This window comes from Dermacoccus nishinomiyaensis (assembly GCF_900447535.1).
Taxonomy (GTDB): Bacteria; Actinomycetota; Actinomycetes; order Actinomycetales; family Dermatophilaceae; genus Dermacoccus; species Dermacoccus nishinomiyaensis.
Window position 1 is genome coordinate 1,443,790 of sequence record NZ_UFXX01000001.1, and the last position, 12,134, is coordinate 1,455,923.

Consider the following 12,134-nt stretch of genomic DNA (forward strand, 5'->3'; position numbering starts at 1 on the left):
CGAAGGTGAACAGTTGGTGACCCGCAGCAGCTGGAGCAGTGGGCGGAGAGCGTCACTTCCAGCCCGAGCAGGACCTCGAGCGCGCATCGGAGCATCGAGCCGGGTAGGTGTGCGCCGCCGGTGTCACTCGTTGCGCATCGACAGCGGTGTGGCGCCGCCGTCCATCGCTGCCGCGAGTTCGGCCTCGGCGGCCGCGCCCTGGGCGGCACGCACCGAGCTCAGCTTGACGACCGAGTACAGCAGCAGCGCGAGCCCGGCCACCTCACCGGCGACGGCGAGGGGCGTGTCGCGCAGTTGGTCGCCGTAGACGCTGACACCGATGAGGACGCTGAACAGCGGATCGAGCGAGGCGACGACGGGCAGCACGACGTTGAGAGGCGCCGCCGCGAACGCCACCTGGTTGAGCGCCAGACCACAGGCAGCGAGCGCGATGAGCACCCACAGCTGCCACGACGTCAGCACCGCGTCGAGACCGAAGAGGTGTGAGATCTGCGTCGTCGACTTCATCAACCCGGCCGTCGTCGCGTAGACGATGGCGACGGACGCTGCGAGCGCCCGGGCACGCATCCGCGGGCGCATCGAGCGCGTGCCGAACACCGCGCCGAGGACGAACAGGCCGCCCACGACGGCGAGGATGATGGCGGGCACGCGACGACCGATGGCCGTCTCTCCGTGTGCGGAGATCGCGTCGGAGACGAGCAGGAACATCACGAGGCCGGCGACGAGCGTCAGCGAATGGAGGATCTCCGAACGTGTCGGGCGTGTGCGCAGCATGACGTGGTTGAGCCCGAGGCTGATGACGAGCGACATGCACAGCACCGGCTGCACGACCGAGAGGCTGCCGTACTTGAGGGCGAGGATCTGGAAGACGACGCACAGCCCGTCGAACACCATGGCGATGGCGAACGTCGGGTTCGCGACCCAGGCCACTGCCGCGGCGCGCAACCCGCGCCGGGGGTGCTTCTCACCGTCTGCTCGCTCGTCGGCCGCCGGCTGCTCCACGGCATGCTGTGCGGCGCGGTGCTTGAACACCGTCGACAGCGCCGCACACGCACTGGAGGCGACAGCCAGCAGCAGGACGAGCAGCATGCGACCTCCGAGCGACGACGTTGTCGGACGCCACGGCATCGGCCTCCCGGCCTCAGGGTACTGGCCGAGGGCGGTCAGGGACGTTCAGGCACGGCGGTGCACGACTGGGAGTTCTGCGAAGGTGTCCAGACCCATCTCGCGCCGCAGAACCTCCGCCGCAACGGCCCGAGCCGGCTCGAGGTCTGCGTCGACGAAGGCCAGGCGCGTGCGGCGCTCGACGAGATCGTCGAGCGTCATGGCACCCTCGTGCCGCACCGCGTGGACGAACTCGGCGACCAGCGTCGACGATCCGGGCACGACGCGCTCGGCGTAGAACGACGATTCGTCGGCGATCGCGGCCACCGACGGGGCCAACGTGCCGTAGCGGCGCACGAGCCGCTCGGGCGCCGCGACGCGAGCGAGGACGTCAGTCGGGGCTGCGCCGAGAAGCGGAAGCTCACGCGTTCGGCACGATGCGATCACGCCTCCGACGCGCCGGGCGACGGCGTCGACGGCGTCCTGCGCCATGCGACGATACGTCGTGAACTTTCCTCCCGTGATGGTGATCGGGGCGCCCGGCTCGTCGAGGAGCAGGTGCTTGCGCGAGGCGTCGGCGGTCGCGCCTTGCCCGCTCGAGGCGTCGGCGCGCGTCACGAGCGGTCGCAGACCAGCGAAGCGCCCGACGACGTCGTCGCGCGTCAGCGGACGGGCCAGGACGGCGTTCATCGTGGCGAGCAGGAACTGCTCGTCTTCGTCCGGGACGGAAGGCGCGAGCGGGTCGGCGTCCGGGTCGGCCTCGTCCGTCAGCCCGATGAGGACGAGCCCGTCGGCGATCGGAATCGCGAACACGTAGCGGCCAAAGTGCCCGGGCACCGGTGCGACGAGCTGCGCCGAAGGGTCACCCACCGCGCTCGCCCGGACGACCAGGTGCGAGCCACGCGAGGGCGTGACGGTGAGACGCTCGTCGTGCTCGCCGCTCCACACCCCCGTCGCGAGCACGATGTGGCCGTGGGCGACGAACGACTCCCCCGTCAGCTCGTCGGTGAGCTCGACGGACTCAGAGTCGAGCGGACGCGCCGCACACCGCGTCACGACGTCGGCGCCGTGCGCCGCGGCGGTGCGCGCGAGGGTCGTCACGAAGCGCGCGTCGTCCTCGAGCTGGCCGTCGGTGTAGCGCAGCGCCGCGCGGCCGCGCACTGCGCCAGGGACGAGCGACTCGACGTCACGCACCCGAATGCGGCGCGGCGCGGCGAGGACATTCGACGGCGTGCGGCTGACGCGGCGCAGCCCGTCCGAGAGGGTGATGCCGAGGTTCGAGACGGCCGCCTCACCGATGCCGGTGTCGAGCACCACCGTGTGCAGCGGCCGCACGAGATGCGGCGCGATGCTCGTCATCAGATGATGACGCTCGCGCGCCGACTCGTAGGCGACGGCGAGGTCACCCTTTGCGAGATAGCGCAGGCCGCCATGGATGAGCTTGCTGCTCCACCGACTCGTCCCTGCCGCCAGATCGACGCGCTCGACGAGTGCCGTGCGCAGCCCGCGCGACGCCGCGTCGAGCGCCACGCCGACACCCGTCACCCCGGCGCCGACGACGATGACGTCGTAGCGCTCGTGGGCGAGGCGGTGCAGTGCCGCAGCGCGTTGGGTGGGGTTGAGGCTGCCCACGCTGGGGTCACTGGCGGGGTGGCCGGGGGTGGTCGACATCAGGAGCGGCCTTCCGTGGGGTGGTCCGGTGGTCAGAGGCTGCCGGGCTGGGCGCGAGGTACCCGTCGAGCAGATGGGCCGCCTCGGCGAGCCACACCTGACGAGGGGCGATCTGCTCGAGCGGTCGACGGCTGACGAGGTAGGGCATGAGCGCCTGCATCGCGCCCATCGCGAGGACGTCGGCCGGCGCGTCGCGCACCGAGCCATCGAGCTGCGCGAGGGCGATCGCGGCGCTCAACGCGTCGAGAATGCTGCGCTGGCTGCGCCCGACACGTTCGACGAGATAGGGCAGGAGCAGTTCGGGGTCGTGCTCGATCAGCGCCTGCGTGAACTCCGTCGAGAGCGCCTCGAGCGTGGTGATCGCGGCGCGGACGATGACGTCGCGGGTGACGGCGCCCGCCTCGCCGTCGGCTGGTTCGCTTGCGGTTTCGTTCGAGGGAACCTGGGGCAGCGCGTCGCTTGCGGCGGCGGCGAAGTCGGCGACGAGGGCCTCGCGCACGAGGTCGTCGAGCGTCGCGCCACGTCGGTAGAGGGTGGCCCGACTCATGCCTGCGCGGCGGGCCACCGACGTCATCGTCGCGCGGCGAAAACCGTAGGCGATGACCTCCGCCCGCACTGCGGCCAGCATTGCATCGTCTTGCGTCATGCGTCCTCCTCGCTGTGTGGTCGCCGCCACGACGGGCCCGTCGGAGCAATGAAACATTGAGACAAATCGTGACTCAGTGTCTCACGCACGGCATGATGGGGTCATGAAGGATGACGCGAACCTCGTCGAGACCGCCCCGCGCTCGGTGTGGCACGGCTGGGGAGACCCGCAGCTCAAGAAAGAACTCTCCCCGCTCGTCTGGCGCGGGTTGAAGCTCGCCAAGGGCATCGAACCGGCTGAGCAGGACACTCCGCCCGTCGCGCTCGACGACGTCGAGCTGCCCGCCTCCACCCTCGACGACGACGGCCTCGCCGCCCTGCGCACACTCGTCGGCGACGCGCACGTCAGCGTCGAACGACGCGAGCGCATCGAGCACGCCGGGGGCAAGAGCTACCCCGACCTGTATCGGCTGCGCACCGGCGACGGCAGTCACGCGCCGGACGCCGTCGCGTTTCCCGCCGACGGCAGCGAGGTCGTCGAGGTGCTGCGCCTCGCCGCGCAGCGTGAGATCGCCGTCGTCCCGTTCGGCGGTGGCACGAGCGTCGTCGGCGGTGTCGACCCCGTGCGCGGTCGGTTCGCGAGCGTCATCAGTCTCGACCTACGGCGCCTCGACGCCGTCGTCAGCATCGACGAGACGTCGCGCACCGCAACGCTCCAGCCCGGGCTGCGCGGCGCCCAGCTCGAAGCCGTGCTGCGTCCGCGCGGACTCACGCTCGGACACTTCCCGCAGAGCTACGAACAGGCAACGCTCGGCGGATATCTCGTGACGCGCAGCTCCGGGCAGGCGTCCTCCGGGTACGGACGGTTCGAGCAGAACGTCGTCGCCGTCACCCTCGCCACGCCCGAGGGCGAGCTGACGCTCGGCGGGCGGACTCCCAGCTCGGCGACGGCCGCCGGGCCGAAGCTCATCGACGTGCTCATCGGCAGCGAGGGCACGCTCGGCGTCATCACCGAGATGACGCTGCAGCTGCACGAGGGACCGACCGAGTTCGCTTACGAGACCTGGGCGTTCGACTCGTTCACCGACGGGTTCGACGCGTTCCGGGCGCTCGCGCAGGATCTCGGCCACGGCGTCATGCCGGACGTCAGCCGCCTCTCCGACGGTGAGGAATCACGCACGATCCTGGCCCAGTCGGCGCGAGGGCTCGCGGCGATGGCGACCTTCGCCGCGCGCGGCGCCCGCGAGCCGTCGCTCGGGGTGCTGCGTTGGGAGGACACCGACCGCACCACCCTGCGTCGGCGCCGGCGACAGGCGCACCGCGTGCTGCGCGCGGCGGGTGCGCGACGTGCGCCCGCGTCGATCGCCGAGCACTGGATCAGCCACCGCTTCCGCGGGCCCTACCAGCGCGACCACCTCATGGATCGCGGCATCTTCGTCGAGACGCTCGAGACGGCGACGACGTGGGCGAACCTGCCGACGCTCTACAGCGCGGTGCGCGATGCGATCAGCGCCGAGGTCGGCCCGCACGCCGTCGTCCAGTGCCACGTCTCGCACCTCTACGACGGCGGCGCCTCGCTCTACTACACGTTCTTCTGCCGCGAGGAGAGCGACCCGCTCGCCCAGTGGCGCCGCGTCAAGACGGCCGCGAGCGACGTCATCGCGGCACACGGTGGCACGATCACGCACCACCACGCCGTCGGCACCGACCACCGCGCCTGGGCCGCTGACGAGATGGGCGGGCTCGGCGCGCGCATCCTGCGCGCGGTGAAGAACGAGCTCGACCCGGCCGGAATCCTCAACCCCGGCAAGCTCGTTCCGCCGGTCGACGACGCCCCCGACGCGTGCGAGGCCGGGGCGTCATGACGCGGCCCGTCACCCTGGTCGTCAACCCGGCTGCGCGCAAGGGTGCGACGCTGCGCATGATCGATCCGGTGACGGACATCCTGCGCGCGCACGGTTGGCGCGTCGACGTCGTGGTCACGCGGTCGGCGGACCACGCGTCGCAGGTCGCCGCCGACGCGAACGTCGACGACCTGCTCGTCACGCTCGGCGGCGACGGGCTCTACGGGCGGGTGGCCGCGGGCGCCGTCGTCAGCGGCTGCCTCATGGCGCCGTTGCCCGCGGGGCGTGGGCACGACCTCGTCCGCGCACTCGGGGGCCCGGGCGACATGCGACGCGCCGCGCAGCTGCTCGCCGTCGCGCGCGAACGCCGCCTCGACGTCGGACTGGCCGGCGACGGCGACCCGTCGACCGCCACGGTCTTCCTCGGTGTGGCGACGCTCGGCTACGACTCGATGGCGAACACGTACGCCAACGACGCTCCGCGCGCGGTGCCGAGTTCGCTCGTCTACGCCTACGGCGGCGCTCGAACGCTCGTGCCCGCGCGGCCGCGACCGTTGACGCTCGTCGTCGACGGGGTGACGCACGAGTTCACCGGGTGGAACGTCGCGATCGGCAACTCGGGGCGATTCGGCGCCGGGATGCGCGTCAACCCCGACGCGTCGATGAGCGACGGGTTGCTCGACGTCACCGTCGTCACCGACATCCCACGCTGGCACTACCCGGCGATGCTGCCGCGCCTGTTTCGCGGCACCCATGTCGACGGGGTACGTGTTCGAGCGCTGCGCGGACGCGAGATCCGCGTCATCACGCCCCACGTCGGGGATGTCTATGCCGACGGCGACCTGCTCGAGGCGTCGCCGACGACGTTCCGTGCGCTGCCCGACGCCCTGCGCGTCCTCGTGCCGGCGCCCTGAGACGCCTGAGCGTCGAGCCGTCAGCGCCCGACGTAGGCCTCGACGCGCGCCGCGGCGAGCTTGCCGCTGACGAGCACCATCGGCACGCCGACACCCGGCACGGTGCCGGAACCGGCGAAGAATACGCCGGGGCGGCGGCGTTCGACGTTCGGCGGGCGGAACGGGCCGGTCTGCAGGAACGTGTGGCTGAGCGCGAACGGCGTTCCCGCGGCCATACCCTGCGCCTGCCAGTCGGTGGGATCGACGAACTCGTCGGTGACGATCGTCGTCGGGTAGCCGGCGTCATCGAGGAAAGCGAGCAGTTCCTCCTTCATGCGCGGCCGCTCGGCCGCCCAGTCGACACGCCCGACGTCGAGGTTGGGTGCGGGCTCGAGGACGTACAACGTCGAACAACCCTCCGGCGCGGCGGTGGCGTCGTCACGAGACGGAATGGTGACGAGCCGCGACGGGTCCTGCATCCGCGTGCCGCGCACGAGCAGATCGTCGAACGACTCCTCCCACGCCGTGCCGAAGTGGATGTTGTGGTGCGCGGCGTCGCTCGGCACACCCTCGACCCCGAGGTGCCAGACGACCGCGGACGGCGAGTACGTCGCACGCTTCAGGACGGCCGGCGGTTCGAGGTCGTCGAGCAGCGTGCGGTAGGCGATGGGCAGGTCGGTCGTGCAGACGATCGCGTCACACGGCAGCCGCTCGTCACCACTCGGGCCGGACATCTCGACCCCGGCGACGGCGCCGTCAGCGCGGGTGAGGATGCGCGTCACCGTCGTGTCGTAGCGCTGTTCGACGCCTGCGCGCCCGAGCGCACGCGCCATCGCCTCGGGCACCTCGCGCATGCCGCCGGCCGGGAACCAGACACCCTCGATCGAGTCCATGTACGTGATGACGGCGTACAGCGCGAGCGCCTTCTCCGGCGCGAGACCTGCATACATCGCCTGGAACGAGAAGATGCGGTGCAGGCGTTCGTCGTCGAAGCGCTCGCGGATGACGGGCCCGAGGTGACGGAACCCGCCGAGCCTCACGAGCCGCGCGGCTGCAGCCGGGTTGCGTAGCAGGTCGAGGGGTGAGTCGAAGTTCGCGTCGATGAAGTGCGGCATCTCGACCTCGTAGAGCCGCCGCAGCCACGCGACGAAGTCGTCGAACGCCGCTGCGTCCTTCGCGCCGCACTCGCGCGCGATCTCCTCGCGCATCGCCTCGTGGCCGTGGCGGACGAAGATCGTCGAACCGTCCGCGTAGCAGGCGCGGTAGGCGGGGTCGAGCAGCGTCAGGTCGAGCACATCGTGTACGCCCACGCCGATCTGCGCGAGGGCTTCGTCGACGAGGTCGATCATCGTCAGGACGGTCGGGCCGGTGTCGAACGTGAACCCGTCCCGCTCGAGGCGGATGCCACGCCCACCCGCCTGCGCCTGCTTCTCGACGATGACGACGTCGTGCCCGGCGCCGCGCAGATGACAGGCTGCGGCCAGGCCGGCGAGGCCGGCTCCGATGACGACGACGCGACTCATGCGAGATCCTTCTCATCGAGGGGTTCGTGTTCTTCGTGCTGCGTGTGCTCGTGCGCGGTCTCATCGTGCGGGAGCGCGAGCGGCGAGAGGCCGTTCTCCCCCAGCTGCTCGGCGAGCAGCACGATCTGCTCGGCTGCCCACGGGCTGAGCAGCGCCGGAGTGCGACGCGCGAGGTGGACCGCGTCGGGCCAGGCGACCCAGGCCCACTCGCATACCTCGTCGGGGTGCGGTTCGAGCTGCGCCGGGTCGATGCGCCCCACCAGCACCGGGCAGATCTCGTGCTCGACGATGCCGGACGCGTCGACCGCACGGTAACGGTAGCTCGGCAGGACGACGCGCAACTGCGTCACATCCAGCCCGAGCTCTTCACGCACGCGCCGGCTCACCGCGTCCTGCGTGGGTTCGTCGGGGCGCGGATGCCCGCAACAGGTGTTCGTCCACACACCCGGCCACGCGACCTTCGTCAGCGCGCGACGGGTGAGCAGCAGGCGACCCGCGTCGTCGAGCAGGTAGCTCGAGAAGGCGCGATGCAGCGGCGTGTCACGGGTGTGCACCTCGGCGCGCGGGCACGTGCCGATCGCGGCGCCGTCATCGTCGAGCAGGACGACGACGTCGTCGGTCGCGGCCGGCACACCCCTAGTAGGAGCGGCGGGCGCGGCACCGAACGTCGCTTCCGCTGGCTTGCCGGGCGCGTCGATCATCGGCGTCTCGCGCATCGGGGGTGCTTCTTTCGAGTCGTCGGCGTGAGGTGCTGGATGATCCTGACGACGTTCACGCATCGCGCACCGCCAGTTCGTCGGCGAAACGCGTGAGTTCGTCACGCACCGCGCCCTGCGGCAGCGCCGCGAGAGCATCGAGGGCATCAGCGTGGCGATCGGCGATGCGGGCGACGGCCTGCGCGCGCACGCCCGCCGCGTCGAGGCGCTGCAACCAGGCGTGTGTCTCGGCCTCGTCGAGTGGTTCGCGACCCGGCGCCAGGCGTCGCGTCAGCTCGCCGTCGAGGGCCGAGTCGGCGAGGCCGAGGACGGTCGTCGGCTTGCGTTCGCGCAGATCCTCGCCCGCCGGTTTGCCCGTGACGGCGGGTTCGCCCCACAGGCCGATGATGTCGTCGGCGAGCGCGAACGCCTCACCGAGCGCGGCGCCGAATTGGCTCAGCCACGCCGGTGGCGCGCTCTCGCCGGCGAGCAACGCGCCGATCTCGAGGGGGCGCTGCACCGTGTACGCGCCCGACTTTGCGTGCGCGACGCGGCGTGTGCTCACCTCGTCGAGGCGTGCCTCGGCGGCGAAGACGAGGTCGAGCCGCTGGCCGGTGACGAGCTCGACGACCGCTGCGTCCCACGCGTCGGCCACGTGCTCCGGCAGAGCGCGGACGAGGCGGTTCGCGAGCGCGAACGCGAGATCACCGGCGAGAACGGCGACGCTGTCGCCGAGGCGCGCAGCGTCGGGGCCGTCGGGCTGAGCTGCGGCGGCTCTCACCTGGTGGTGCGCGGTCGGAGTGCCGCGTCGCGTGTCAGAGGCATCCATGACGTCGTCCTGCAGCAACCCGAACAGGTGCAACAACTCGAACGCCGCAGCGACACGAACGACAGCGTCGGTGGTCGCGGGGTCGTCGTCGGGGTTGGTGCACTCGCGCGCCGCCAGGTACCCGAGGCGGACGAGCCGGGGCCGCACGAGTTTGCCGCCGGCTGCGAGAAGATCACGCACGAGCGTCTCGAGCGACGATGCCTCGACCAGCGCTGACGAGGGCAGTCCGGCCGTCACCACACCGCCGGCGTCGGCCGCGAAGGCAAGGCTCTCGGCCAAGCGCGCCTGCACGGCGTCGAGAAAGCTGGCGGCATCGGTGAGACGGCACGCGTCGCTGCGGCGTCCTCCATCTCGACTCTCGGTGTCGCAGCGTCCCGCGGCGCGCCGCTCGAGCCCGAGTCCTTCGCGCCCGAAACGTCCGGCGTCGAGGGCGATGTCGTCCTGCCGTCCGCTCATCGGCCACGCCCTGACGAATCGCGACCTACCGTCGCGAGGCCACGCTCGCGCAGGCGCAGCGCCGCACGGGCGGCGCGCAGCGACCGCGGGAACCGCGCCCGCGTCGGCACGCTCCACAGCTCGTGCCCGGGCAACCCCCAGTGGCGCAGCAACGCGTTCGCGGCCTGGAAACCGGTCGTCGCCGCCCGCTCCATGAGCGCGACGGGCAGCTCGCAGCGCACGCCGTCACCGGCGAGGACGAGCTTCGGCTGCGGCGTGACGACGCCCGGGCGCGCGGCCCACTCGTCCGTACCGGCGAGGGGGCAGTCGGCCTCGACGAGCACCTCCTCGTGCACCGGCTCGCACCCGGTGAGCTCAGGGTGCAGGCGCTCGAGCTGATGTCGTAGGTCGGCGAGCACTTCGTCATCGGTGACGTCGTCGGGCACCGCGTAAGCATGCAGTTCGACGACGCTGCCGCCGCACCGCTCGGCCCACTGCGCGGCGCCGTCCTCGAGGTCGTGGACGAGCGAGACGTTGTCGAGATGGCCGTACGCGGCCGTGCCGACGAACGGCGCGCTGCCCGCCGCGACGGGGCGGTCGAACCACAGTCGCTGCACGATGAAACGAGGCGCCATCTCCCCGGTCAGCACGGACGCACGCCAGGCCTCGTCGCCGAGGTCGGTGCCGTCGACGAGACGCTGCAGCACGTCACGGCTCGTGGCGATGACGACGGCGTCGGCGCGGAGCGAGCCATGGGCATCGTCACGGTCGATGGCGAAGTCAAGGCGGCCGCGACTCGCCTCGTCGATACCCGCCGCACCCGCAGCAGCCGCGCCGGCGCTGACACGGAAACCCTCGCCGTCGCGCTCGATCGACTCGACGCGACAACCCGTCACGACGTGCGCGCCGAGGTCTTCGAGGTAGGAGCGCAGCGGTCGCCACATCGTCGTGTCGAAGTCGTCGCGGCTGACGTCGAACAGCAGCCCCTCGCCGGAACCGAGGAAGTACATGTGAAACATGGCGACGAGTTCGCCGGAGGAGAAGTCGCGCGGGTCGGCGAAGAAGCTGCGTGCGAACACCTCGAGCGCGAGCGAGCGCATGCGCTCGGGGAATCGCAGCGCGTCGAGGGCGTCGGCGGCGCTCACCCCGTCGTAGCGCGAATACGTGGCGGGGAAGTCGACGTCGAGCAGGTCGAGGGCGCGGTCGGCGTCGACGCGCGACAGGTCGCGCAGACCGAACGAGGGGCTGCGGGCGACGAACGACAGGAAGTTGAGCGGCGGCCTCGTCGCGATCTGCGTGAACGAATCCTGCGTACCGTCCGCGTGACGCAGCGGGTAGTCCGCGACGGGCCGCAGACATTCGAGGCCCGGGTCGACGCGGCGCAGCAGCGCGCGCAGGTTGTAGTACTGGCGGAAGAACGCGTGAAACCCGCGGCTCATCGTCGCTCGATCGTCCGGGGCGCCCGACGCGTCAGCGCCCGGGGTCGGCACGTCGACGGGCCAGCTGCGCACTCGGCCACCGAGGCTGCTTTCTGCCTCGATGAGCGTGACGCGCACGCCGCGCTCGGCCAGCCCGACGGCGGCGCTGATGCCGGCAATCCCACCACCCACGACGACGACGTGGGGGGCCGCGGCGTCCGCCACCCTCGACGCAGCAGGGCCACCCCGACCGTCAGGCTCATGCCGTTCGGCCGCCGCATCACGTCCGGGGCGCCACGGCGGCACCCGTCGCAGCCCCGCCGTGAAGGCCTCGATCGTCGCGCTCATCGTGCGTTCTCCTTTCGGCGGCGGCCGTGGTGTTCCCACAGCAGGATCGTCAGCGTCACCATCGAGAAGCCGAACCCGAAGTCCTCGATCGGGATGTCCCACGGAAAGCGGATGCCGAGGAACTGATCGCGCCCGTAGAGGACGATCGGGTCGCTCAGCTTCGTCAGCCAGCCGTCGACGAGGATCTGGAACGCGAACACGATGACCATCGAGCACCAGTAGCGCGCCGAGGTGAAGATGCCGGTGCGCCAACGCCCTTCGAGAGCGACGACGCCGATCATCGACGCGACGGTCAGCACGGTGTACTCGGGCACGTCACACCTCCCTCGACGGGCGATGATCGCCTCGCGCGGACGAGCCATCAGCCGCCACATGGCGTCCCTCGCCCGCCCGACCGTGCGGATCGACCCGGGCGAGAGCACTTCTCGCGCTCCCGCTCGAGCGCCACGCGGCGAGCAGGCGCAGGCAGAACCCGACGGCTCCGTACGTCAGCAGCCCGCAGATCGGGATGACGACGAAGAACACGAGCTCCTCGATCGGCATCGGGGTGAGCGGCACATCCCAACCCGACGTGAAGCGCGGCGAGTACGACCAGTGATCGCGCACGATCCCGACGATGTCCCACACACTGAACAGCACGACGACGGGCAGCAGCGCCGCGAGCAACCGTCGCGGGCGTGAGTACACGCGGGCGCGCAGGACGAGTTCGAGCGGCAGCGTGATGAGCAGGCATCCACCCATGAGCAGCAGGTACTGATAGGGATCCCAGGACGCGGGCAGGCTCATGTC

At 71.3% G+C, this 12,134-nt stretch carries 11 protein-coding genes; 2 read left to right on the forward strand and 9 right to left on the reverse strand.

Features of this window, described 5'->3' with window-relative positions:
* Window positions 1–123: 123 nt before the first annotated feature.
* The 3 genes from DYE07_RS06745 to DYE07_RS06755 form a co-directional block, all read right to left on the reverse strand.
* Window positions 124–1,089: a DMT family transporter gene (locus tag DYE07_RS06745; protein ID WP_062257042.1), complete on the reverse strand. Its 966-nt coding sequence runs from the start codon at window positions 1,087–1,089 to the stop codon at window positions 124–126.
* A gap of 84 nt (window positions 1,090–1,173) precedes the next feature.
* Window positions 1,174–2,775 (reverse strand): glycerol-3-phosphate dehydrogenase/oxidase, encoded by a 1,602-nt coding sequence (locus tag DYE07_RS06750; RefSeq protein WP_237723863.1) that lies wholly within the window; start codon window positions 2,773–2,775, stop codon window positions 1,174–1,176.
* Window positions 2,744–3,421: a TetR/AcrR family transcriptional regulator gene (locus tag DYE07_RS06755; RefSeq protein ID WP_165583802.1), complete on the reverse strand. Its 678-nt coding sequence runs from the start codon at window positions 3,419–3,421 to the stop codon at window positions 2,744–2,746. Before DYE07_RS06755 ends, DYE07_RS06750 begins: the two co-directional genes overlap by 32 nt.
* Window positions 3,422–3,524: 103 nt before the next feature.
* On the opposite strand from DYE07_RS06755, the gene DYE07_RS06760 reads away from it, so the two are divergent.
* Together DYE07_RS06760 and DYE07_RS06765 are read left to right on the forward strand one after the other, a co-directional pair.
* The gene (locus DYE07_RS06760) at window positions 3,525–5,225 is read left to right on the forward strand and encodes an FAD-binding oxidoreductase (RefSeq protein ID WP_074046425.1); all 1,701 of its coding nucleotides are present in this window, start codon (window positions 3,525–3,527) and stop codon (window positions 5,223–5,225) included.
* A complete protein-coding gene (locus tag DYE07_RS06765) occupies window positions 5,222–6,118 on the forward strand; it encodes a diacylglycerol/lipid kinase family protein (protein ID WP_074046426.1) in 897 nt (298 codons plus the stop codon). Before DYE07_RS06760 ends, DYE07_RS06765 begins: the two co-directional genes overlap by 4 nt.
* 20 nt (window positions 6,119–6,138) lie before the next feature.
* Here the strand turns inward: DYE07_RS06765 and crtI are convergent, their stop codons facing one another.
* From crtI to DYE07_RS06795, 6 genes are read right to left on the reverse strand one after another with little or no spacing between them, the layout of a single operon-like run.
* Window positions 6,139–7,620 (reverse strand): phytoene desaturase family protein, encoded by a 1,482-nt coding sequence (crtI, locus tag DYE07_RS06770; RefSeq protein WP_062256470.1) that lies wholly within the window; start codon window positions 7,618–7,620, stop codon window positions 6,139–6,141.
* The gene (idi, locus tag DYE07_RS06775) at window positions 7,617–8,336 is read right to left on the reverse strand and encodes an isopentenyl-diphosphate Delta-isomerase (RefSeq protein WP_074046427.1); all 720 of its coding nucleotides are present in this window, start codon (window positions 8,334–8,336) and stop codon (window positions 7,617–7,619) included. Before idi ends, crtI begins: the two co-directional genes overlap by 4 nt.
* A 55-nt stretch (window positions 8,337–8,391) precedes the next feature.
* A complete protein-coding gene (locus tag DYE07_RS06780) occupies window positions 8,392–9,600 on the reverse strand; it encodes a polyprenyl synthetase family protein (protein ID WP_115296604.1) in 1,209 nt (402 codons plus the stop codon).
* Window positions 9,597–11,345: an FAD-dependent oxidoreductase gene (locus tag DYE07_RS06785; RefSeq protein WP_115296605.1), complete on the reverse strand. Its 1,749-nt coding sequence runs from the start codon at window positions 11,343–11,345 to the stop codon at window positions 9,597–9,599. Before DYE07_RS06785 ends, DYE07_RS06780 begins: the two co-directional genes overlap by 4 nt.
* Window positions 11,342–11,659 (reverse strand): lycopene cyclase domain-containing protein, encoded by a 318-nt coding sequence (locus tag DYE07_RS06790; RefSeq protein WP_038566746.1) that lies wholly within the window; start codon window positions 11,657–11,659, stop codon window positions 11,342–11,344. Before DYE07_RS06790 ends, DYE07_RS06785 begins: the two co-directional genes overlap by 4 nt.
* Before the next feature lies 1 nt (window position 11,660).
* A complete protein-coding gene (locus DYE07_RS06795) occupies window positions 11,661–12,131 on the reverse strand; it encodes a lycopene cyclase domain-containing protein (RefSeq protein ID WP_074039799.1) in 471 nt (156 codons plus the stop codon).
* Between the last annotated feature and the right edge of the window lie 3 nt (window positions 12,132–12,134).

Excerpts from the sequence above, each read along its gene's own strand:
- crtI (WP_062256470.1), bottom strand. The coding sequence starts at position 7,620 with ATGAGTCGCGTCGTCGTCATCGGAGCCGGCCTCGCCGGCCTGGCCGCA.
- DYE07_RS06760 (WP_074046425.1), top strand. The coding sequence starts at position 3,525 with ATGAAGGATGACGCGAACCTCGTCGAGACCGCCCCGCGCTCGGTGTGG.
- DYE07_RS06795 (WP_074039799.1), bottom strand. The coding sequence starts at position 12,131 with ATGAGCCTGCCCGCGTCCTGGGATCCCTATCAGTACCTGCTGCTCATG.
- DYE07_RS06780 (WP_115296604.1), bottom strand. The coding sequence starts at position 9,600 with ATGAGCGGACGGCAGGACGACATCGCCCTCGACGCCGGACGTTTCGGG.
- DYE07_RS06765 (WP_074046426.1), top strand. The coding sequence starts at position 5,222 with ATGACGCGGCCCGTCACCCTGGTCGTCAACCCGGCTGCGCGCAAGGGT.
- DYE07_RS06785 (WP_115296605.1), bottom strand. The coding sequence starts at position 11,345 with ATGAGCGCGACGATCGAGGCCTTCACGGCGGGGCTGCGACGGGTGCCG.
- DYE07_RS06745 (WP_062257042.1), bottom strand. The coding sequence starts at position 1,089 with ATGCTGCTCGTCCTGCTGCTGGCTGTCGCCTCCAGTGCGTGTGCGGCG.
- DYE07_RS06750 (WP_237723863.1), bottom strand. The coding sequence starts at position 2,775 with ATGTCGACCACCCCCGGCCACCCCGCCAGTGACCCCAGCGTGGGCAGC.
- DYE07_RS06755 (WP_165583802.1), bottom strand. The coding sequence starts at position 3,421 with ATGACGCAAGACGATGCAATGCTGGCCGCAGTGCGGGCGGAGGTCATC.
- idi (WP_074046427.1), bottom strand. The coding sequence starts at position 8,336 with ATGCGCGAGACGCCGATGATCGACGCGCCCGGCAAGCCAGCGGAAGCG.